We start from the raw sequence: 21007 nt of genomic DNA, 5'->3' as shown, positions 1-21007 counted from the left end.
GCCGGAAGCGGCCTCATCACGGGCCCTCGGAAATCCGCTGGAACCTGCACTCAGCCGATGGCGCCCAGTTCGCCGGCCTGATGCGCGGCGACGACTGCCGCCAGTTCCTCTGCATTGCGCATGGCAAACGGTCCCTTCTGGATGAATGGCTCACGCAGCGGCATGCCGCTGAGCAGTACCGCCTGTCCCCCGGCCACGCTCGACAGGCCAATGACACGGGCATTGCGGACGGCAAGAGCCTGTTGGCCGCTGATCAGGTGCGTTTCGCCGTCGAGATCAACCATCACCTCCCCGCGGATGGCGTGAATCCAGGCGGCATTGTCGGGGGCGACGGTGTGCGCGAAACGCCCTCCCTGCTGCAGAGTGATGTCCAGGATGGCAAGCGGCAGCGCTGGCGGTGCAGCACCGGTCACGCCGTTGCTCTCACCGGTGATCACCCGCACCCGGTAACCCGGGTCCTCCAGCACCGGTATCTGTCCGGCAGGCACATGCAGTGAGGCCGGGGCCTGCTTCCTGTCGGCATCGGGCAGATTGACGAAGATCTGCAGGCCGTGGGTCGCTGACCCCGGTGTCGGGGCTTCGTCATGTACGGCACCCCGCGCTGCCTTGAGCCAGTAGAGGTCGCCGGGGCCAAGCCCGATATCGTTGCCCAGCGAGTCCCTGTTGCGGAAGGTTCCGGTACTGTCTTCGAACAGGACGCTGACCGCCGAGAGACCGGCATGGGCATGGGGGCCGAAAGTCGGCTCGGTCATCGTGAAGTGATCGACCATGATCAGCGGGTCCATCAGCCCGTCGAGCTGGCGGTGAGTGAAGCTGAGAGCCTCGAATCCAGTGCCACGGGACATGGCCTCCCCCTGCTGGATCGCGGTAATCGCCCTGTTGCACCGGGGTGAGTGGGCCTTGTGCTGAATGGTCATGCTTGCCTCCTATTGGATGGAAACGAACCTAATGTCGGGACAGTTAGAGAGAAATCCGTTGAAATCAGGACATTTCGTTCCAAAAATAGAACGCCTGTGACACCAGATGGACCGCCGCGCATGAACCTCAATCACGCCTTTTATTTCGTGAAAGTCATCGAGAAGCAGGGATTCTCCGCCGCCTCCCGGGCACTCGGCATTCCCAAGTCACGACTCAGCCGCCATGTCAGGCAACTGGAGGAAACACTGGATACGCGGCTGCTGCACCGGAATTCGCGACAGCTTTCCCTGACCGAAGCGGGAAAGGCCTATCTTCAGCACGCCAGCGCTGCACTGGACTGCATGGCCACCGCAGAGGCGGCAGTCCGGCGCAGGCACGACATCCTCGAGGGTCCGGTCACCCTGTCCTGTTCGGTCGGCGTGGCGCAATTCGCCGTCAGCAGCATCCTGCCCCGCTACCTCGCCGAGAACCCGAGGGTCGTGGTGCGTCAGCAGGTAACCAACGCGTTCACCGACCTGATCGGGGACGGGGTCGATCTTGCCATTCGGGGCCATGTCGGGCTGCTGCCGGATTCCCGACTGATCCAGCGTCGGCTGGCGGTGGTGCCATGGCATCTCTTTGCCTCACCAGACTATCTGGAAAGCCATGGAACCCCCGAGACGCCACGGGACCTGGAGGACCGCGCGGCCCTGGTCCTGGGCTGGCGTCCTGACAATGATTCCTGGTCACTGCAGGACACCGGAGGCAAAGCCGCATCCGTTCCCTGCCAGGTGCGCCTGCGCAGCGACGACATGGCGACCCTGAAGCAGGCGGCGGCCGGAGGGCTCGGCATCGTGGCCCTGCCACACTATGTCTGCCGCGCGGAGGTTGCCGCAGGGCAGCTCTGTCGGCTGCTGCCGGACTGGACCGCCGGCCTTCCGGAACTGAGCCTGCTCATGCCCTCCCGACAGGGCGTGCCGCCCCAGGTGGAGGCAATGGCTGCGTTCCTGCGCAAGGAGCTGCCGAATGTCGTGGAGGACAGGCCGCTTGCCTAGTCTTCCCGGATCCGACTCCCCCAGGGAAGCATCGGAAACATGACGTTCATTCATCGGCGTTGCGGAGCCGGTTGGAATGCGTCCGGCAATCCGGTAGAGCATGTCTTACACACGGAACGCTTTGTGGAGCAGACATGCGCGCTTTCCTGATCGCCCTCACCGGGCTGCTGATCCTGACCGGCCATCCTGACGCGGGACGGGCCCAGCAGGTGTTCGGCATTGCCGCAGTGGTGAATGACGAAGTGATCTCCGCCTTTGATCTGGAGGAACGCATTGATCTGGTGGTGGTCAGCGCCAATCTGCCCCGAACACAGGACACCCGGCGCCGCATCCGATCACAGGTGCTGCGCAACCTGACTGACGAAAGCCTGCAGATGCAGGCCGCGCGCAAGATCGGCGTCGAGGTCACGAACGAGCAGATCGACGAAGAGATTGCCCGCCTCGCCGAGCGCAACAATCTGAGCGTGACCGGCCTCACCAGTCGGCTGCAGGGTGCGGGCGTCGACCTTTCCACCCTGCGCCGCCAGTACCTGGCGAGTATCGCCTGGGAGCAGTATGTCAGTGCACGACTGCTGCGCACGGTCGATGTCTCGGATGAGGAAATCGACGAGGCGATCCGCCAGCAGGAAGCCAGTCGTGGACAGGCCGTCTTCAATATCCGGGAGATCATCCTGGGTGTCGACCGGCCACAGGATGAGCCGGAGGCCCGCGCGGCGGCCGAACGGCTGGTCAGGCAGATCCGTTCCGGGGCCGACTTCGCCGCTCTGGCCCGCCAGTTTTCCGTCGGTGCGGATGCGGAAGATGGCGGCACGGTCGGATGGGTACGCCCGGCCCAGCTGAGTGAGGAAATCGCCGCCGCCCTGGCCAACCTGTCCGTCGGCCAGGTATCCGATCCGATAAGGACACCGCTCGGGTTCGTGATCGTCTCGGTCGATGGACGTCGCATCCTGGGTGAGGAAGCCGTGGATTCGATCGAGGTCGAACTGGCGCAATTGCTGATCCCGCTGGGCCGCGCGGCCAGTGAGACCGCAGTAACGGCCGCGCAGGCCGACGCGGAGGCCGCCCGCAGCCGCATTCGCAGTTGCGCAGGTATCGATCAGGTCGCCGAGACGATCGAGAATGCCCAGTCCGCCCAGTTGGGCACACTGAAGATCGGGGACCTGCCGGACGAATTCGGCAAGGCCATCGCAAAGCTCAGTGTCGGGGACAGCAGCGAACCCCTGCGGACAGCGGCCGGGTTTCATGTACTGGTGATCTGCAATCGTTCCCAGCCCGTTGATGCCGCGCCGGACCGCAATCAGGTCCGTAACAACCTGATCCTGGCCAAGCTGAACCAGCGGGCACGCAGTGCGCTGCGTGACCTGCGGCGTGACGCCATCATCGATCTGCGCTGACATGGCTTCGCGCCCCCTGCTGCTGTCCATGGGTGAACCCGCAGGGGTCTGCGGCGAGATCACCGTGGCGGCATGGCGGGCCCGCAGGCTGGAGAACCTGCCGGCCTTTGCCCTGGTCGGCGATCCCGGGTTCCTGCGCGCGGTCAGTGACGTGCCGATTGTCGAGATCGGCAGTCCGGCGGAGGCCGCAGCTCGGTTCGATTCCGCCCTGCCCGTCCTTCCGCTCTCCGGCACGGTCAATGCCAGTGCGGGCAGTCCCGACCGCAGGGATGCGCCACTGGTGGTCGAGAGTATCGAGCGTGCCGTCGCCGCCTGCATGTCAGGCGAGGCATCCGGCATCGTCACCAACCCGATCAACAAGGCCCTGCTCTATGAAGCCGGGTTCCGGCATCCGGGGCATACCGAGTTCATCGCCGAGCTGTCGGGCGCGGACCTGCCCGTGATGATGATTGCCGGGCCGAGTCTGCGCGTCGTGCCGGCGACCATTCATCTGCCGCTGTCTGCGGTGCCCGCCGCACTCTCCACGGACGGGCTGGTCGCAGTCGGTCGCATCGTTCTGAATGCCCTGGAACAGGACTTCGGCTGCCGGCCGCCCCGGGTCGCCTTCGCAGGACTGAACCCGCACGCAGGCGAAGGCGGGGCGCTTGGGCAGGAAGATGACTCCATCATCCGCCCTGCCGTCGACCAGTTGCGCCAGGAAGGCCATGACGTCGTCGGCCCCCTGCCCGCAGACACCATGTTCCATGCCAGCGCCCGCGCCCGCTATGACGCGGCGATCTGCATGTATCACGATCAGGCACTGGTGCCGGTCAAGACATTGGATTTCGACCTCGGCGTGAACGTCACCCTGGGGCTGCCCATCGTGCGCACATCCCCCGACCACGGCACGGCCTTCGACATCGCAGGCAAGGGCATTGCCCGCGCCGACAGCCTGATCCAGGCCATCCGGCTGGCTGGCGAGATCGCGGATCGGCGTGCCGCGCCATGACCGGCCTGCATGACCTGCCGCCCCTGCGTGACGTGATCCGCACGCACGGACTGGAAGCACGCAAGGGCCTCGGGCAGCATTTCCTGCTCGACCTCAACCTGACGGGCCGTATCGCGCGGGAAGCCGGCGACCTGACCGACTGTGACGTTCTGGAGGTTGGCCCCGGTCCCGGCGGCCTGACCCGGGGTCTGCTGGCGGCCGGTGCCCGCCGGGTTGTCGCCGTGGAGAAGGACCGGCGCTGCCTGGCGGCGCTGGAGGAGATCCGCGCCGTCAGCGACGGTCGGCTGGAGATCATCGAAGGCGACGCCCTCGACTTCGATGCCACCGCCCAACTGGCACCCGGCGCCCGCGTGGTCGCGAACCTGCCCTACAATGTCGGCACGCCGCTGCTGTTCGGCTGGCTGGAGCACCTTGAACATTTCGCCGGCCTGACCCTGATGTTCCAGCGGGAAGTGGCGGAGCGCATCGTGGCCCGCCCCGGGGACAAGGCCTACGGCAGGCTCGCTGTCATGTGCGGCTGGGCCGCCGACTGCCACATCGTCATGGACCTGCCCGCCCGCGCCTTCACGCCGCCGCCGAAGGTCGCGTCCGCAGTGGTCAACCTTCTGCCCCTTCCGAAGCCGCGCGCCGACGCCGACATGGCCACCCTGTCACGGGTGGTCGCCGCCGCCTTCAACCAGCGCCGCAAGATGCTGCGCCAGAGCCTGAAGGCGCTGGGCGGAGACACGGGTGCCCTGCTGGACAGTGCGGACATCGATCCGACCAGACGGGCAGAGACTCTTTCGATCGAGGAATTTGCCGCGCTGGCCCGGAACCTTCAGGTCGCGGGCGGATAGCCACCGCTCAGTCCCTCGACGAAATCGGCGAGGTCAGGCAGACGGTCGCTGCGCACCCGCTCCGCATGCAGGATCGCACGTACGTCACCCAGGCAGCGGCTGACATCATCATTCACCACCACATAGTCATACTCGGCGTAGTGGCTCATCTCGGTTGCGGCCTTGGCCATGCGCTGACGGACCACATCATCCGGATCACGGCCACGCGTGGTCAGTCGCCGTTCCAGTTCTTCCGCACTCGGCGGCAGGATGAAGACGGAGACAATGTCGGACTTCCGCCGCTGGCGCATCTGCTGTGCACCCTGCCAGTCCACGTCGAACAGCACGTCCTTGCCCGCAGCCAGTGCCGCATCGACAGGTGCAACCGGGGTGCCGTAGCTGTTGCCGAAGACCGTTGCATGTTCCAGCAGGCCACCCGCGCTGACGGTTGCATCAAAGCTGGCCTGATCGACAAAGAAATAGTCGCGCCCCTCTTCTTCCCCCATGCGTTGCGGGCGGGTGGTCATGGAGACGGACATCGACAGTTCCGGCTCCTGCTCCAGCAATTGCCGCGCAATGGTCGTCTTGCCTGCACCGGAGGGCGAGGAAATCACGAACATCAGTCCCTTGCGTGACATGCCTGCGGGCATCCGTCTCTCCTCACTCACTCGACGTTCTGGACCTGCTCCCGCAGGCGATCGATCGTGGCCTTCATGGCCATGCCCACCCGTGTCAGGGTCACGTCGCCCGACTTGGAGCAAAGGGTATTGGCCTCACGATTGAATTCCTGGGACAGGAAGTCCAGCCGTCGACCGACAGGCTCCCCTGAGACCAGCAGGTCACGCGCCTGCGCGATATGGGCCGAGAGCCTGTCCAGTTCCTCCCGGATATCACTACGGGTCGCCTGCAAAGCCAGTTCCTGCGCCAGCCGTTCCTCGGTTGCGGGGGGATCCATATCCAGCAGTTCCTGCAGGACAGCGCGCAACCGGACAGCTCGCTGTTCGGGGCGGGCCGCCTCTGCGGTTGCGGCCTCCGCGACCTGCGCCTCGATCTCGTCAACCAGTCCGGCGATGATGGCCTGCAACCTGGCGCCTTCATCCTGCCGCGCCTTCACGAGGTCGGCCAGCACCCCGTCATGATCCGCCAGGATTGCCTTGTCGCGCTGCGCCAGTTCGTCCTCGTCAGGCTGCTGTTCCGCCACCTCGACAACCCCGCGGACGGCGAGCAACCCTGCGATATCCACCGGCGCGTCACCGGAAAGCCTGACGGCTTCCTGATGCAATGACTGCAGCCAGTCGCGATTGATCGTCAGACTGCCTTCCGTGGGCCTGTCATGATCAACATGCAGGGAAATGCTGACATTGCCGCGGGACAGCAGCGCCTGCGCCCTGCGCTTCAGGTCGGAGTCGGGCGTGTCGAAGCCAGAGGGCAGCCTGTAGCGCACATCCAGCCCCTTGCCGTTGACCGAGCGCGCTTCCCACACCCACTTCCAGGAATCGGCAACGCCTTCACGGCGGGCGAAGCCGGTCATGCTGGTGATGGCCATGTCGGTTTCCTTCGAATCGCAGGTCGGTATTCAGGCAGTCTTTCCTGCGCCATGCAGCTCCGCAAGCGGCAGGGTGCCCTGGTCGACGATCCGCTCGGCCGGGAACCACAGGCTGACGGACGTTCCCCTGCCCTTCTCGCTGACGACCTCAAGTGATCCGCCGTGCAGCTCCACCAGGGAGTTGACGATGGGAAGGCCCAGGCCGGTCCCCTTTTCCTCCGCCACCATCTGGTTCGCGATCTGACCAAATGGCCTCAGCACGGTTTCCAGATCCTTCTTGGCAATACCTATGCCGTCGTCATGCACGGTGATCCCGATGTGACCCGGCTTCCGATTGCCCTCAATGGTCACGCTGCCGCCCGCCTGATTGAACTTCAGACCGTTGGAAACCAGATTCACCAGCATCTGTTTCACCAGGCGTGGATCGACATTCATCACCGGCAGGGCTTCCATTTCCCGGACATCGATGGCGATCTCTGACTTGTTCGAGATCGGCTGCATCAGTTCCACCACTTCCGCCACGATGCTTGCCAGGGCGATCGGGACTTCCTGCAGCACGACCGCACCGGCCTCGACCTTGGCGAGGTCCAGCAGGTCATTGATCAGGTCAAGCAGATGGCGACCGCTGGAAAGGATGTCATCCGCATACCCCAGGTAGCGATCACTGCCGAGCGGCCCGAAGATCTGCGTCTTGAATATCTCGGAGAAGCCGATGATCGCATTCAGCGGTGTCCGAAGCTCATGGCTCATCTTGGCGAGGAACTGCGATTTCGCCTGATTGGCCCGTTCGGCCTCCTCCTTGGCGGCGATCAGTTCCCGCTGTACCCGCAACCGGCTGGTGATGTCACGGACGGTGCCCTGATAGTAAAGCGTCTCACCATGCGCATCCCGCACCACGAACGCGTTCTCCGAAATCCAGATGCGTTCCCGATTGCGATGGCGATAGACCTCGGAGACAAAATCCGTCACCCGCCCGTCGCGCTCCATCAGTTCGATGAACTCGTCACGACGCCCCGGTTCCACGTACCATTCGGCAGAAATATCGCGGACAGCCGCCAGCATCTCGGGCTCGTTGTCATAGCCGTTCAGGGCAACCAGTGCCGGATTGGCGCGCAGCTGCCTGCCATCCGGGGTGGAGCGATAGATGCCTTCGGTCGCATGCTCGAAGATGTTGCGATATTCATCCTCCGCCCGCATCCGCTCATCAATATCGATGATCGCGACCTGCAGCGCAGGCTCTCCCTCCCAGTCGGTGACGGAAACGAACTGCTCGCCCCAGAAGACCGAACCGTCGGCACGCATGAACCTGATCTCGAACCGGTTCGGGTGCTCGCCGCCCCTGACGCGCGAATCGGCAATCGCCATGATCCGCTCCCTGTCGTCCGGGGCAATCAGGGTACTGATATCCTCCAGGGCGAGTGTTGCCTCCATGGAGGGCAAACGGAACAGCTCCACGAACGCGGGATTGGCGAACAGGATGCGATGATCGCGGTGAATGATGATGCCCTGGATCGATCCTTCGACGAGCTGTCGCAACTGGTGCTCGCTCTGCTTCAGACGGCGTTCAGCCAGCACCCGCTTCTCGATCACCTCTTCCAGTTCGGCCTTGGCCAGTGCCAGGGAGGCTGTGCGTGCCCGCACCCGCTCCTCCAGATGATCGCGGGAATGGCGCAATTCCTCCTCGCGCGCCCGCTGTCCCGTAATGTCCGTCAAGATAATCAGCATCGCCCCTTCCGGCGTGCTCTGCTCCCGAATCTGGAACCAGCGTTCACCAATCTTCTGCTGAAAGGAGCTCGCCGAGGTATCCACTGTCGGATCAATGCGCGTCCGCATCGCCTCCCGGACATTGTTCACCGGGGTCGTGTTCACGGGGGAACGGTAGACTGCGATCAGCCTGTCCAGTGACAGTCCGTGCTCCAGGCGGATCCCACTGTCCTTCAGAATTTGCTCCAGCGAGGCATTCCACATCGACAGCTCGTTCTTCTCATCGAACATGGCGTAGCCCTGCTCGGTATTCTCGATCGCCAGCTTCAGGTACCGCTCGGCCGCCCGCGCCCGCTCGTCGGCCCGTATCATTGCCGTCTCGTCGAGGCCCGTGCCGCGATAGCCGACAAATCCGCCATCCCTGTCGAACATCGGAACGCCGCTGATCCGCACATGCCGCTTTTCCCCGGCATGATCGAGGAAACTATAACGGAAATCCCGGAACGCCTGATGCCGCCACATGGTTTCCCGATGCGCGTGCCACTTGGGATCCTCGTCCGGATCGATGCCCAGCGCATCCCATCGGGTCTTGCCGAGAAAGCTGGCGACATAGCTCCCGATACCGATGCCCGCGCTGGCATCCGGTGTCACGAAGCGGAGATCCGCATCCTGCTGCCAGACCCAGTCTGCCGTCGCGGCAGCGAAATCCCTGAGTGCCTTCTCCTGCTGTTCGGCCTGCAGCGCGGCGTTCTTCTCGGCTGTCACATCGGAAACAATGGACAGAATGCCGTCGCCAAACGCCTGGTTCATGAACCGCACCCAGCGACCGTCCTGGGCCAGGCGATCAAAGGGGGTGTCGAATGTCAGATGCTGGCCAAGGGCATATTCGATCCACGCGTCCCGGCCCAGCCGCACTTCCAGTGGCACCACGCCACCATCCCAGGCCATGCCAAGCAGTTCCGCGTATGTGCAGCCGACATGGATACGTGTCGACAACTCGTCCCACATGTTCCTGTAGGTCTGGTTGAATGCCGTCAGCCTGTCCTCGGCATCGAACAGGGCAGCGCCCTCGCCCACCATGTCCAGCGCCCTGAGCAGCGATTCCTCTCCGGCCCGAACCGCAGGTTCGGACACGGCATCAGCAATACCGCCGTCAGTCGTTCTGTCGCCTGAGCTCTCGCCAGCGCCGGACATTGCGGTTGTGCTCCTTGAGGGTGCGGGAAAACGCGTGGCCACCTGTACCGTCTGCGACAAAGTATAGGTCATTGGTATCAGCAGGGTTAAGTACAGCTTCGATCGATGCCCGACCGGGGTTGGCAATCGGTCCCGGCGGCAGACCACCGTTCCTGTATGTGTTGTAAGGCGATTCGAGGTTCAGGTCGGCGCGGGAGATCGGCCGATCCAGCGTCGTCTTGCCCCCGGTGACCGCGTAGATCACCGTCGGGTCCGACTGCAGCCGCATGCCCTTGCGCAGCCTGTTGATGAAGACGGCAGCCACGCGCGCGCGCTCCGACGCAACGCCTGTCTCCTTTTCCACGATCGAGGCAAGGATCACGGCCTCCTCCGGTGTTTCGAGCGGCAGGTCCTTCTGCCGCTGTGGCCAGAGCTCCTGCAGCGCATCACGCATCGCGATCCGGGATCGCCGAATGATCTGCTGTCGCGGATCACCGAGCTGGAAATGATAGGTCTCCGGCAGCATCGAGCCTTCCGGCGCCACATGGGCCTTGCCGGTCATGCCCTCGATTCCGTTGAGAAGTTCCGCGACCTCGACGGAGGTCAGCCCCTCCGGCAGTGTCAGCCGTCGGACCACCGTGCGTCCGGCAACGATCTGCTCGATGACGGCATTCATGCTCTGACCGGCTTCAAAGCCGAACTCGCCCGCTTTCAGCCGTGTCCCCTGGTCACGCACCCTGAGGACGGCGAGAAACAGCAACCGGTCCTCAATGACACCGTTCAGCACCAGCGTATCGGCGATTGCGCGGGGGCCCGTGCCGCGTTCAATCACGACGGTCCGCGATTGCGTCAGCGGACCGGGCGCGTCAGCACCCTGCCACCAGTTCCATGCAAAGAGTGCAGCGGTTCCGGCCCCCAGAACGACGACGAGCAGCAGCAGCCGCAACGCCGACCGCATGGCGGATCAATCCAGCCGACGGAAGATCAGACTTGCATTGGTGCCGCCGAAACCGAACGAATTCGACAGGGCGACATCGATCCTGCGCTCCGTCGGCTGCAACGGCGAAAGGTCCATGCCGACAGATGACTCGTCCGGGTTTTCCAGGTTCAGCGTCGGCGGTGCCACACCATCGCGCATCGCCATCAGGCAGAAGATTGCCTCCACACTGCCCGCAGCCCCCAGCAGGTGACCGATGGACGACTTGGTCGAGGACATGGTCACACCGGACGCGTCCTCCCCCAGCAACCGCCGGATCGCCTTCAGTTCGATCTCGTCACCACGCGGCGTCGAGGTGCCATGGGCGTTGATGTAGTCGATCTCGTCACTGTTGATACCGGCCCGCTTCAGCGCCGCAGCCATGCAGCGATAGGCCCCGGAGCCATCTTCCGACGGCGCGGTGATGTGATAGGCATCGCCGGACATGCCGTAGCCGATGACCTCGCCATAGATCTTCGCGCCGCGGGCCCGTGCGTGCTCCAGTTCCTCCAGCACCACGATTCCAGCGCCTTCGCCCATGACGAAGCCGTCCCGTCCCTGGTCCCAGGGGCGGCTGGCGGCTTCCGGGTTGTCCTTGAAGTTGCTGGAAAGCGCCTTGGCCGCCGCGAATCCGGCAATACCGAGACGGCTGAGGGCCGCTTCGGCGCCACCGGCGACCATGACATCCGCATCGTCCAGGGCAATGATGCGTGCGGCATCGCCGATGGCATGGGCACCCGTCGAACAGGCCGTGACCACAGCGTGGTTGGGGCCCTTGAACTGGTTCTCGATCGAGATGTGGCCGGAAAGCAGGTTGATCAGGCGTCCGGGGATGAAGAACGGCGACAGGCGTCGCGGTCCCTTCTCCGCCAGGATCCTGGCTCCCTCCTCGATACCCTGCAGACCGCCGATCCCGGAGCCGACGAGAACGCCGGAGCGAAACTGCTGCTCCTCCGTTTCGGCGACATACCCGGAATCCGCCAGTGCCTGCTTGGCGGCAGCGAGACCATAGACGATGAAGCCATCAACGCGGCGCTGATCCTTCGGCTCCACCCATTCGTCAGGGTTGAAACCGTCCGGAAACTCCTCCGACTTGGGCTTGATCTCGCACGCGTAGTTCGTGGCGAGATCCGCTGTCTCGAACTTTCGGATGGTGGCGGCGCTCGATTCGCTCTTCAGCAATCGGGCCCACGTCTCCTCGGCTCCGGTCGCCAGGGGCGTCACTGCCCCCAGTCCGGTCACGACTACACGACGCATCATATGCTTTCCTGGCCGAACTGAGCGATCAGGCGTTGGCTGAGATGTAGTCGATGGCGTCCTTCACCGTCTGGATCTTCTCAGCGGCGTCATCGGGGATCTCGATACCGAATTCTTCCTCGAAGGCCATGACCAGCTCAACCGTGTCCAGGCTGTCCGCGCCCAGATCGTCGATGAAATGCGCGTTGTCCTTCACCTTGTCTTCCTCAACGCCGAGATGCTCCACGACGATCTTCTTCACGCGGTCTGCTGTATCGCTCATGTCCAGTTTCCTTTGTCCCTGAAATCTCACTCAGTGATGTTGACCACATGCCGGGACACCTGCCCCGGAACACGGCCTCGATGATCTTCAATTGGCGTCCCGGTCGACAGGACCAGGGCGAAACGGGCGGCTCTTAACACACTTTATATGGCAGGGAAAGCGAACGGAACCACCCGAAATCCGCCACTTTCAGCGTTCAGATCATGGCCATCCCGCCATTGATGTGCAGGGTCTGACCGGTCACATACGCCGCCTCGTCAGAGGCCAGATAAACCACCCCGGCGGCAATGTCATCCCCGACGCCCATACGACCGGCAGGAATGGACTGCAACAACGCTGCTTTCTGGTCATCGCCAAGCGCATCCGTCATGGCCGTCTCGATGAACCCGGGCGCGAGGCAATTGACCGTGATTCCGCGGCTCGCCACCTCCTGCGCCAGAGACTTGGTCCAGCCAACCGTGCCTGCCTTCGCCGCGGCATAATTCGTCTGACCGCCATTGCCGGTCGTCCCGACAATGGAGGTGATGGAGATGATCCGGCCATGGCGCCGCTTCATCATCCCGCGCATCAGGGCCTTTGCGAGCTGGAATCCGGCGCTGAGATTGACGTTGATCACCGCGTCCCAGTCCTCTTCCTTCAGGCGCATGGCGAGGTTGTCGCGGGTGATTCCCGCATTGTTGACCAGGATATCGACACTGCCCATCGCCGCCTCGGCCGCCTTGGCAAGCTCAGCCGGCTGCCCGGCCTCCCCCAGATTCGCCACCAGCACATGCGCCCGGTCCCCCAGCGCGGCCTGTACTTCCTCCAGCACCGCCTGACGCGTGCCATGCAGCCCGACGGTCGCGCCCGCCGCATGCAGACATTCCGCGATGGCCCTGCCGATTCCCCCGGACGCGCCGGTCACCAGTGCTGTCTTGCCAGTCAGATCGAACATCGTCTCTCTCCCTCTGGTCCGGTTCCGGCAGCCTCCGGGGAGACCTGAACCTTATCAACCGCTCAAAGCGTGCCCAGGAACGCCTCGATATCATCCGGCGTGTTGACCGCCCTGGCCGACACGGAACGGTCAATGCGCCGGGTCATTGTCGCCAGCACCTTGCCGGAACCGATCTCCGCCAGTTCCCCGATACCATTGTCACGCATGTAGAGCACTGATTCGCGCCAGCGCACCATGGATGTCACCTGCTGCACCAGCAGGGCACGGATACGCTCGGGATCATCAACCGCCGATGCCGTGACATTCGCGATCAGCGGTACCTTCGGCGCTGAAATCGTCACGTTGCCCAGCGCCTCGGCCATCTCGTCGGCGGCGGGCTGCATCAGCGGACAGTGGAACGGGGCGGAGACCTGCAGCCGCATGGCCTTCTTCGCGCCCTTCTCCCTCGCGATCTCCACCGCACGGTCAATCGCGGCGGATGAACCGGAGACCACCACCTGGCCCTCGGCATTGTCGTTTGCGGCACGGCAGACTTCACCCTGCGCCGCGGCCTCGGCCACCGCCGCCGCATCCTCCAGGCTGAGGCCCAGCAGCGCGGCCATCGCACCCTGCCCCACCGGGACCGCGCGCTGCATGGCCTGACCGCGCAGTTTCAGCAGACGCGCCGTATCGGAAAGGCCGATCGATCCGGCAGCGGCAAGAGCGGAATATTCGCCGAGGGAATGACCGGCCACAAAGCGGGCGCTCCTGGCCAGGTCAAAACCGCCTTCGCGTTCCATCACCCGCATGACGGCCATGGAAACCGCCATCAGCGCAGGCTGTGCGTTCTCCGTCAGCACCAGATCACCCTCCGGCCCCTCCTTCATCAGGCGAAAGAGTGGTTGCGAAATGGCGTCATCCACTTCCTCGAAGACCTCCCGCGCGGCAGCGGATGCCTCCGCCAGGGCCACGCCCATGCCGACCGCCTGGGACCCCTGTCCCGGAAAAACCAGAGCCCGTGCCATCTGTTCCTCCCTGCCACACCGTCAGATGCGACTGATACCCTTGAATGGCGCCGTTCTATCGCGCGCGCTTGGTCTGTCAAGCTGACTGCCATCCGCGCCATGGGTCAACGCCCAAGATCGCTTGACAGCGGCCGGCAGCGGCCCTAGGACAAGCGCGCTCCGCGGCACCAACGGTCCCTGACCTTTCCGGTGCCGCAATGGTGGGGGCGATTAGCTCAGTTGGTAGAGCACAGTGTTCACATCGCTGGGGTCACTGGTTCGAATCCAGTATCGCCCACCATCCATTCTCCCGCGAACCCGAATCCCCGCTGCGTTTCGGCAGAACCCCGCGCAATCCGCGGCTTTGCGGGGGTCCAGGCACCCATGACGTTCTCTTGAGAGGCTGAAGCAGAGACGAATTCCGGCCGAACGCGGCCAGTGTCTCTTCGGGCCCTTTTCAGGGTCCCCACCATCATATGCTGATCAATGATGATTTCTCAGGCTTCGAAGCCAAGCATCCTGCGTTGCGCTTCCCAATCGAGCGGCAGTTCGCTCATCCGCCTGAGTTTCCGGACCGTCAGCCCGACGGGCTGCCGACCATCCAGAATCGCCTCGACAATGTCCGGCGCCAGGTACGCGAGGTTCAGTATCCGCCCGATGTCGCTTCGGTCGAGTTGTTCCCGGTCAGACAGTTCGCGGAGCGATGCGACGGTCCCCTCGGCCAGCATCCTGTTCCAGCGATGCGCGTCCGCGACCAGTTGAACGAGCTTCGGATCGGGTCCGTTGGTTGCCTGATCGCCGCCGCCCAGGACGATGCGGCTGCCATTGGCGCGACGCGACAGTTGAACCGACAGCTCGACGACCACGGTTTCGGTCCAATCGCCATCGCCCGAGAGTCCGGTCCCCGGGCCACCAGGGTCAGACCCGCCATTGATGGCGGACGGTCGAAGGCCGAGAGAGATGCCGCTCTCCCGCAGCTCGACCCGTTCGAGAAGGGCATCCAGCATGCACCGGCGCTCAATGCCGTCCGCGCTGGCCAGGATATCCGCTGCACGGCTGGCCGCATCAATTGTTCGTGTCACTGCGTTGCTGTCGTCCTGACAATGCGCCTGCAGGTCCATCACCCTGAGCGGGTCACGCAGCATGACTACCAGTTGACCGATGATCAGCTGGTCCAGTTCCGGGGCGGGCAATCGCCAGCCGCGGCTGCTGTCCGCCTTGCGCACAACGAGATGCTTTGACGTGTAGTAGAAGTACCGCTGGCCCTGCTTGCTGGCCTGGGTGGCATAGAGCGGCTCCCCGGCATCGTCGAACAGTCGGCCTTTCAGAAGGTGAGATGATGACGGGACGTTGACCGGCACCTGTCGGTGATTCGACCGACCGTCGAGCATCTCCTGGACCGCGCCCCAAATCGCGTCATCGATGATCGGTTCGTGCTGGCCATCAAATGTCTGGCCATGATGCTTCATGCGTCCGATGTAGATCGGGTTCCTGAGCAGCCAGTAGAGATGGCCGCGGCTGAAGCTCGTGCCGCCGGTTGTGCGGCCGGTGCGGCTGGTTCGGGTCGCAGTAACGATGCCTTGCCTGTCACATGCGTCCTTCACGTCCCTGACCGACCCGAGGTTCAGGTAGAGTCCGAAGATGCGCCGGACGGTTGCCGCCGCGTCCGGGTCGATCACCAGCCTGCGGTCCTCGACCCGGTAGCCGATCGGCACCGCGCCACCCATCCACATGCCTTTCTTCTTCGAGGCCGCGATCTTGTCGCGGATGCGCTCCGCGGTAACCTCGCGCTCGAACTGGGCGAAGGAGAGCAGCACGTTCAGCGTCAGGCGTCCCATGGAGGTGGTGGTGTTGAACTGCTGGGTCACCGAGACGAAGGAGACACCCTGCTCCTCGAACAGCTCGACGATCTTCGCGAAGTCGGCAAGCGACCGGGTCAATCGGTCGACCTTGTAGACGACGACCGTGTCGATGCGGCCCGCCCGGAGATCATCCAGCAGCGATGCCAGGGCAGGACGATCCATCGAGCCACCGGAGAAGCCGCCGTCGTCGTATCGGGTGGGCAGTTCCGTCCAGCCTTCGTGCTGCTGGCTGCGGATATAGGCGGCGCAGGCCTCGCGTTGGGCATCGAGAGAATTGAAGGCCTGCTCCAGTCCCTCCTCGGTGGACTTCCGGGTGTAGATAGCGCAACGGACTGACCGGCGGCGACCGACGCCATGCGATAACCCGCCAGTGGCACTGCGGTGGTTGATTGATCCGTTGCCCCCTCGCCGTCCGCGCTCAGTCATCATGGTCGCCCTCGTGCATCCTGGTGGAAGGACCTCCCTTCTGGTCTGACCGTTGCGCCCCTCCGTTCCTGGTCGCTTTCCTTTCCGGTGCGGGGGCATTCAGACCGAAGAAGCGGGGGCCGGACCAGCGCGCGCCGGTGATCTCCCGGGCGATGGCCGTGAGCGAGGTGTATGACCGCCCTTCGTAGGTGAACCCGCCTTCGATGACTTCCACCACGTGGCTGCGGCCCTGCCACTGTCGGACCAGCCGACTGCCGGGACACAGCTTGCGCCGCGGCGTCGTGCCATCGACCTTGCCGGGGTGTCCTTGGCCTTCCACTGCACTATCGCTGCTGCTCCGGCGCGCGCGCCCAAGCGCGTCGAGGCGACGCCGGGTGGCCGCGGCGAGCCCGCCCTTTGCTTCGGCCTGCAGCAGCCATGCCGCGTTGCATTCCAGCAGCCGGCGGCTGATCCCCTTCGGTGGCGGACGACGCCAGCGTCGCTGCCACGGCACGGCAAGCTCATCGCGGGACTTGGCCCGGACGCGGGTGTCGATGGCATCGCGGGCGGCGACGTCGCCGTCACTGCCCGCGCGGATGGTGTTCTGACTTCGCATCGTCAGGGCGCCGTCAGGCAGCCATCCCACCGACGCTGGCGGGCAGCGTGGCGCGGTAGACGCTGACACCGTTGCCTTCCTTCGTACGGCTCACCTCGATCCCGCGCTTGCGGAAGCCCGTCAGCACCGCCCGCACGCTGTGCGGCTGCCAGCCGGTGAACTGCACCATCTCGTCGATGTCGGCGCCCTCACTCCGCCGCAGCAGGTCGAGCAGTTGCGCCTGCCGCGTGCCCGGGCGGAACAGCGGCGTCGAACCGGTATCGACCTCGCCCGGTTCCGGCTTTGCGGTCCGCAGTGCTTTCTTCTCGCCCTTGCTCTCGTCGACCTCAGCCCTGCCCTGCCCGGCAACTGCCGCGCGGCCGGTCTTGGTGATCATCCAGGCATCGTCTGCCGAGCGCTCGGCCAGGCCACGGCGCTCCAGGGCGCGGAGCATGGCCGCCAGCCCTCCGCCCTTCAACTGCATGCCGTCCGGCAGTTGCAGAAGCTGGCCGTCGCTACGGCGCGCGGCGTTGTCGAGAACCGCGATCTGTCTTGCGTTGAGTTTCGGCATGGTCTGTCTCCGTGGTCTTCGTGCCACGCCGGCCCGATGCCGGCGCTGTCACCACGTGAAGCCCGGACCGCGATGCGGAGGCCGGGCGGGGGACCGGCAGGGCGCGCATGTTCGCGTCGCCAGTCCCGACAGCATGCATGCTTCCCCCGCCACCGAAGTCCAATGCAATGTGCAAGCCGTCGGCTGACTCCTGCTCGTTCCCCCTGCCGTGATGGCAGTGCTGTCCCGTCCCGCTGGTCGTTCGGGCTGATGGCCCGGTTTACCAGCGGTGATGACCCAACAGGCTGTTTATCGGGTTCGGGATCGTCTCTACTATTGCGTTCAGGGGTATATCGTCCTGTCGTTTCCGCTCCCAGTTGAGGAACTGCGAGACACTGTCGACCTGGTCGTCGTGGCGGCCGTTCGGGAAGGCCAGGAGTTCGTTGAGGAACGTATCCAGCCAGGGCGCTTCTTCGGGCAGCAGCACTTCGCCGGCTTCGATGCGGGCAGATGCCGCTGCCATGCGGTCGGCCTTGTCGCCCCGGGGGTCGATACCGATGGGGCGGGGCAAATCGTCCGGCCTCTCGCGCTGGAGATCCTGAACCAGGTTGAGGCCCAGGCCCGCCTTCTCGATCAGGATGGTCTGCGCGGCGTGCTGTCCCCTGAGAGCGATCACCTTGCGCCGAAGGTCGGGGTACTCGAGCCGGCCCCGCCAGGCGTCGAGGAGGTAGCAGTTGCGGCCATCGACCTGCCAGGTCGTGCAGACCGAGTAGTCGCGCCGCTCGCCGGTCGTGCCCGCGATATCCCAGCTCTGGACGATGCGCCGGAGTTCGCCCGACCCGGGCGTTTGCTGATACCAACGGAACCAGTGGCGGCGCACGAGGTTGCCCTCCAGGGGAACCGGGCGCTGCTGATACTGGGCCGAGAAGGCAAGGCTGCCGAGTTCAACGCGCAGGCGCTCCAGGGCTTCCTCGGGCTCCCGCTCGGGGTGGAGGAGGTCGCCCTCGCCCCTGTACTTGATATCATCCGGCGCTGGCCCGATCGGGATCTGCTGATCCTCGATGGCGATGGCCGGCAGGTCCAGATGGCGCCAGCCACCACCTTCGAGCACGTAGCCCGCGAGGTCATCCTCGTGGAGCCTCTGCATCACCAGGATGATCGATCCCTTGCGCTTGTCGTTGAGGCGTGTGGAGAGGGTTTCGGCGTACCAGCTGTTGACCTTGCGACGCGCGACCTCCGACTGCGCATCGTTTGCCTTCATCGGATCGTCGATGATGATGATATCAGCGCCGCGGCCGGTCAGAGTGCCGCCGACCGACGTGGCGAGGCGCCCACCGCCCTTCGGCGTCACGTAATCCGTTGCGGTCGCCCGCGCGTGTTTCATGGCCGGGAACAGGCGCACGTACCAGCCGCTTTCGACCACCAGCCGGAACTGTCGCGCGAGCTCTTCCGACAACTCGTTGCTGTAGCTGACACAGATGAACCGCAGCGCCGGATTGTGGCCCAGCGCCCAGGCGACGAAGGCGACCGACGAACAGATCGACTTCAGCGACCGGGGCGGCTGGGTGATGACCAACCGGCCACCGTCCAGTTCGAAGCATCGCCCGAGCTCATACGTGATGGCCTCGATGTGCCAGTTCGCCATGAACGGCGTCCCGGGCGAGACGGTGTTGAAGCACTTGTGGACGAAGGCGTTCAGGTCCTTTCGGAGCAAGGCCTCCAGGACATGGCGCTCATTCATTTTCACTCTCCTCGTCCGGACCAATTCGGCCGTCTTTGTCTTCCTCGGTCCTGGCATTGCCTCTCGCCTGCGACCGACCTGAGCTCAGGTACTGTTCGAGGATTGCCTGGTCGTCGTCAGGGAGCTCGGCCTCACTGTCATGGACCAGCGCTTGGCCGTTGAATTGCGCAGCAAGATCGAGCAGGCGGTTCAGCGAACGGGTATCGCCGTTCAGCGCCTTCTCGCGCAGCCGGTACAGCGCCGCCTGCTGGGATGTGAGCGTTCGGGCTTCCCCCCTCTCCTTCACCCGGACGGCCGCATTCAGAATCTCCTGGACGTCCGTCCGGAAGTTGCGCTGGCCCTTCGGCCGACCTTTCGGGTTGCCGGACTGGCCAGGCTTGAAGCGCGAGCCTTTCGGCGGGCGGCCGTAGCCGACGTTGTCGTCATCGTCCTTGTCGCTCATTTGCCTTCCTCCTCTGCCTGCTCGGCCAGCCGTTCCTCCGCCAGTGCATCGAAGGACCGCCCGCTCTCCGCGTGCGTGACTTCTGCGCCGAAGGCGTTCCGGCACCGTCGGAGAGCCACGTCGACATAGGTCGCGTCGAGTTCCATCGCGGCGCCGCGCCGACCCGTGCGCTCGGCGGCCACCAGTGTCGTGCCGGCACCGGCAAACGGATCGAGCACGAGATCACCCCTGTTCGAACAATCCAGGATGGCGTCGGCGACCAGTCCGACGGGCTTGACCGTGGGATGCATGGCAAGCGCGGCGTCGCGGCCGGCACCAAAGCTGTTGGCACCGGCGTGATCCCAGACATTGGTGCGGTAGCGACCCAGGGCGCCGAGCGCGACATTGTTGATATGCGCCGCGGTGCCGACCTTGAAGACTGCGACCAGCTCGTACTTGGAACGGTAGAGCGCGCCCATGCCGCCATTGGTCTTGTTCCAGACGCAGAGATTCTTGAGCTCGCTGTAGACGTCCCGGCCCACGCTCAGCAGAGCATGGATATGCCGCCAGTCCATGCAGACGAAGTGGATGGCGCCGTCGGCGCTGACCCGGGCGCAGTTGCCGAGGGTGGTCTTGAGGAAGGCCACGAACCCGGCTTCCGACATTTCGCCGCTCGCCATGGCAAACTCGTGGTGGCGATGACGACCGAGGCCCGAGACGTGCCCGCCGATCGCAACGTTGTAGGGCGGATCGGTGAAGCACAGGGCAGCCTGTTTGCCATCAAGCAGCTGTTCATATGCACCCGGTTCACGGGCATCGCCGCAGAGCAGGCGGTGACGACCGCCGATCAGCCACAGGTCTCCGGGGCGGGTGACGATCACTGAATCCGGCCCGCCTTCCGGGATATCGTCGTCTCCGTCGAGGACAGGCCCGTCATCACCTTCCTGGAGCAGAAGGTCGATCTCGCCCATCTCGAAGCCCGTGACCGTCAACTCCACGTCCGTATCGACCAGGCTCTCGATTTCCAGGGCGAGGAGTTCACTGTCCCAGCCTGCGTTCTCGGCGATCCTGTTGTCGGCCAGGGCAAGCGCGGTCTTCTGCGCTGCTGTCAGCCCGGCGAGCCGGATGAGCGGGACAGTGGCCATTCCCAGCAGCCTGGCCGCCTCCAGGCGTCCGTGGCCGGCGATGATCCGATCCTGCTCATCTGCCAGGATCGGGTTGCAGAACCCGAACTCGCAAATGCTCGCCACGATCTGCCCGATCTGTTTCGCCGCATGCGTCTTTGGATTGCGCGGGTTCGGCTTGATCCGCTCAACTTCGACCTCGATGACCTCGAGGTCGCGGATCAGACTTTGCGACGTGCGGTCTCCGTGTTTCACGGTGCCCGGTCTGCGTCGTTTCATACCCCTGATCGTCATCTCTTTCCTCCATCTTCGGGGGGAAAGAGGA

Annotated in this window: 19 protein-coding genes and 1 tRNA gene; 5 read left to right on the top strand and 15 right to left on the bottom strand. The window is 64.5% G+C overall.

Annotated features, from left to right (window positions below; all coding sequences use genetic code 11):
- Window positions 1-50: 50 nt before the first annotated feature.
- A complete protein-coding gene (locus QGV55_RS07200; RefSeq protein WP_281017514.1) occupies window positions 51-917 on the bottom strand; it encodes a pirin family protein in 867 nt (288 codons plus the stop codon).
- 120 nt (window positions 918-1037) lie between these two features.
- On the opposite strand from QGV55_RS07200, the gene QGV55_RS07195 reads away from it, so the two are divergent.
- The 4 genes from QGV55_RS07195 (at window position 1038) to rsmA (ending at window position 5170) form a co-directional block, all read left to right on the top strand.
- Window positions 1038-1952 (top strand): LysR substrate-binding domain-containing protein, encoded by a 915-nt coding sequence (locus tag QGV55_RS07195; protein WP_281017515.1) that lies wholly within the window; start codon window positions 1038-1040, stop codon window positions 1950-1952.
- Between the two features lie 134 nt (window positions 1953-2086).
- Window positions 2087-3346 carry a peptidylprolyl isomerase gene (locus QGV55_RS07190; RefSeq protein ID WP_281017516.1) on the top strand — a complete coding sequence of 420 codons (1260 nt, stop codon included), beginning with the start codon at window positions 2087-2089 and terminating at the stop codon, window positions 3344-3346.
- A 1-nt stretch (window position 3347) separates the two neighbouring features.
- Window positions 3348-4334 carry a 4-hydroxythreonine-4-phosphate dehydrogenase PdxA gene (gene pdxA / locus QGV55_RS07185; RefSeq protein WP_281017517.1) on the top strand — a complete coding sequence of 329 codons (987 nt, stop codon included), beginning with the start codon at window positions 3348-3350 and terminating at the stop codon, window positions 4332-4334.
- Window positions 4331-5170, top strand: a complete 840-nt coding sequence (gene rsmA / locus QGV55_RS07180; protein ID WP_281017518.1) for a 16S rRNA (adenine(1518)-N(6)/adenine(1519)-N(6))-dimethyltransferase RsmA — start codon at window positions 4331-4333, stop codon at window positions 5168-5170. The genes pdxA and rsmA overlap by 4 nt, the downstream gene beginning before the upstream one ends.
- On the opposite strand, the gene gmk is transcribed toward rsmA, so the two are convergent.
- From gmk to fabD, 8 genes are all read right to left on the bottom strand, one after another.
- Complete coding sequence (gene gmk / locus QGV55_RS07175; RefSeq protein WP_281017519.1) at window positions 5152-5799, bottom strand: guanylate kinase; 648 nt, start codon at window positions 5797-5799, stop codon at window positions 5152-5154. The genes rsmA and gmk overlap by 19 nt on opposite strands.
- A gap of 14 nt (window positions 5800-5813) precedes the next feature.
- The gene (locus QGV55_RS07170; RefSeq protein WP_281017520.1) at window positions 5814-6695 is read right to left on the bottom strand and encodes a YicC/YloC family endoribonuclease; all 882 of its coding nucleotides are present in this window, start codon (window positions 6693-6695) and stop codon (window positions 5814-5816) included.
- Window positions 6696-6725: 30 nt separating this feature from the next.
- Window positions 6726-9593 carry a PAS domain S-box protein gene (locus tag QGV55_RS07165; protein ID WP_281017521.1) on the bottom strand — a complete coding sequence of 956 codons (2868 nt, stop codon included), beginning with the start codon at window positions 9591-9593 and terminating at the stop codon, window positions 6726-6728.
- Entirely contained in the window at window positions 9553-10530 is a 978-nt protein-coding gene (gene mltG / locus QGV55_RS07160) for an endolytic transglycosylase MltG (RefSeq protein ID WP_281017522.1), read from the bottom strand. The genes QGV55_RS07165 and mltG overlap by 41 nt, the downstream gene beginning before the upstream one ends.
- A 6-nt stretch (window positions 10531-10536) precedes the next feature.
- Complete coding sequence (gene fabF, locus QGV55_RS07155) at window positions 10537-11805, bottom strand: beta-ketoacyl-ACP synthase II (RefSeq protein WP_281017523.1); 1269 nt, start codon at window positions 11803-11805, stop codon at window positions 10537-10539.
- Window positions 11806-11833: 28 nt separating this feature from the next.
- Window positions 11834-12067 (bottom strand): acyl carrier protein, encoded by a 234-nt coding sequence (locus QGV55_RS07150; protein ID WP_281017524.1) that lies wholly within the window; start codon window positions 12065-12067, stop codon window positions 11834-11836.
- Between the two features lie 196 nt (window positions 12068-12263).
- Window positions 12264-13001, bottom strand: coding sequence for a 3-oxoacyl-[acyl-carrier-protein] reductase (gene fabG / locus QGV55_RS07145; protein WP_281017525.1), 738 nt, complete (start codon window positions 12999-13001; stop codon window positions 12264-12266).
- Between the two features lie 62 nt (window positions 13002-13063).
- Window positions 13064-14005 carry an ACP S-malonyltransferase gene (gene fabD / locus QGV55_RS07140; protein ID WP_281017527.1) on the bottom strand — a complete coding sequence of 314 codons (942 nt, stop codon included), beginning with the start codon at window positions 14003-14005 and terminating at the stop codon, window positions 13064-13066.
- A gap of 204 nt (window positions 14006-14209) precedes the next feature.
- Between fabD and QGV55_RS07135 the strand changes: the two genes are divergently transcribed.
- Window positions 14210-14285, top strand: a tRNA-Val gene (locus QGV55_RS07135).
- 196 nt (window positions 14286-14481) lie between these two features.
- Here QGV55_RS07135 and QGV55_RS07130 read toward each other — a convergent pair.
- From QGV55_RS07130 to QGV55_RS07105, 6 genes are all read right to left on the bottom strand, one after another.
- A complete protein-coding gene (locus QGV55_RS07130) occupies window positions 14482-16275 on the bottom strand; it encodes a recombinase family protein (RefSeq protein ID WP_281017528.1) in 1794 nt (597 codons plus the stop codon).
- A complete protein-coding gene (locus QGV55_RS07125) occupies window positions 16265-16867 on the bottom strand; it encodes a DUF2924 domain-containing protein (protein ID WP_281017529.1) in 603 nt (200 codons plus the stop codon). The genes QGV55_RS07130 and QGV55_RS07125 overlap by 11 nt, the downstream gene beginning before the upstream one ends.
- A gap of 13 nt (window positions 16868-16880) precedes the next feature.
- Window positions 16881-17417 (bottom strand): DUF3489 domain-containing protein, encoded by a 537-nt coding sequence (locus QGV55_RS07120; protein ID WP_281017530.1) that lies wholly within the window; start codon window positions 17415-17417, stop codon window positions 16881-16883.
- 259 nt (window positions 17418-17676) lie between these two features.
- The gene (terL, locus tag QGV55_RS07115; RefSeq protein WP_281017531.1) at window positions 17677-19137 is read right to left on the bottom strand and encodes a phage terminase large subunit; all 1461 of its coding nucleotides are present in this window, start codon (window positions 19135-19137) and stop codon (window positions 17677-17679) included.
- The gene (locus QGV55_RS07110; RefSeq protein ID WP_281017532.1) at window positions 19130-19579 is read right to left on the bottom strand and encodes a DUF5681 domain-containing protein; all 450 of its coding nucleotides are present in this window, start codon (window positions 19577-19579) and stop codon (window positions 19130-19132) included. Before QGV55_RS07110 ends, terL begins: the two co-directional genes overlap by 8 nt.
- Window positions 19576-20976, bottom strand: a complete 1401-nt coding sequence (locus tag QGV55_RS07105; protein ID WP_281017533.1) for a DNA methyltransferase — start codon at window positions 20974-20976, stop codon at window positions 19576-19578. The genes QGV55_RS07110 and QGV55_RS07105 overlap by 4 nt, the downstream gene beginning before the upstream one ends.
- Window positions 20977-21007 lie beyond the last annotated feature (31 nt).

Source organism: Minwuia sp. IMCC3009 (genome assembly GCF_029909415.1).
Taxonomy (GTDB): domain Bacteria; phylum Pseudomonadota; class Alphaproteobacteria; order Minwuiales; family Minwuiaceae; genus Minwuia.
Note: the sequence above shows the minus strand (reverse complement) of the source record. Positions and strands in the feature narration are given on the sequence as shown.

Coding starts and splice junctions, on each gene's coding strand:
- QGV55_RS07200 (WP_281017514.1), bottom strand. CDS start 917: ATGACCATTCAGCACAAGGCCCACTCACCCCGGTGCAACAGGGCGATT.
- QGV55_RS07195 (WP_281017515.1), top strand. CDS start 1,038: ATGAACCTCAATCACGCCTTTTATTTCGTGAAAGTCATCGAGAAGCAG.
- QGV55_RS07190 (WP_281017516.1), top strand. CDS start 2,087: ATGCGCGCTTTCCTGATCGCCCTCACCGGGCTGCTGATCCTGACCGGC.
- pdxA (WP_281017517.1), top strand. CDS start 3,348: ATGGCTTCGCGCCCCCTGCTGCTGTCCATGGGTGAACCCGCAGGGGTC.
- rsmA (WP_281017518.1), top strand. CDS start 4,331: ATGACCGGCCTGCATGACCTGCCGCCCCTGCGTGACGTGATCCGCACG.
- gmk (WP_281017519.1), bottom strand. CDS start 5,799: ATGCCCGCAGGCATGTCACGCAAGGGACTGATGTTCGTGATTTCCTCG.
- QGV55_RS07170 (WP_281017520.1), bottom strand. CDS start 6,695: ATGGCCATCACCAGCATGACCGGCTTCGCCCGCCGTGAAGGCGTTGCC.
- QGV55_RS07165 (WP_281017521.1), bottom strand. CDS start 9,593: ATGTCCGGCGCTGGCGAGAGCTCAGGCGACAGAACGACTGACGGCGGT.
- mltG (WP_281017522.1), bottom strand. CDS start 10,530: ATGCGGTCGGCGTTGCGGCTGCTGCTGCTCGTCGTCGTTCTGGGGGCC.
- fabF (WP_281017523.1), bottom strand. CDS start 11,805: ATGCGTCGTGTAGTCGTGACCGGACTGGGGGCAGTGACGCCCCTGGCG.
- QGV55_RS07150 (WP_281017524.1), bottom strand. CDS start 12,067: ATGAGCGATACAGCAGACCGCGTGAAGAAGATCGTCGTGGAGCATCTC.
- fabG (WP_281017525.1), bottom strand. CDS start 13,001: ATGTTCGATCTGACTGGCAAGACAGCACTGGTGACCGGCGCGTCCGGG.
- fabD (WP_281017527.1), bottom strand. CDS start 14,005: ATGGCACGGGCTCTGGTTTTTCCGGGACAGGGGTCCCAGGCGGTCGGC.
- QGV55_RS07130 (WP_281017528.1), bottom strand. CDS start 16,275: ATGATGACTGAGCGCGGACGGCGAGGGGGCAACGGATCAATCAACCAC.
- QGV55_RS07125 (WP_281017529.1), bottom strand. CDS start 16,867: ATGCGAAGTCAGAACACCATCCGCGCGGGCAGTGACGGCGACGTCGCC.
- QGV55_RS07120 (WP_281017530.1), bottom strand. CDS start 17,417: ATGCCGAAACTCAACGCAAGACAGATCGCGGTTCTCGACAACGCCGCG.
- terL (WP_281017531.1), bottom strand. CDS start 19,137: ATGAATGAGCGCCATGTCCTGGAGGCCTTGCTCCGAAAGGACCTGAAC.
- QGV55_RS07110 (WP_281017532.1), bottom strand. CDS start 19,579: ATGAGCGACAAGGACGATGACGACAACGTCGGCTACGGCCGCCCGCCG.
- QGV55_RS07105 (WP_281017533.1), bottom strand. CDS start 20,976: ATGACGATCAGGGGTATGAAACGACGCAGACCGGGCACCGTGAAACAC.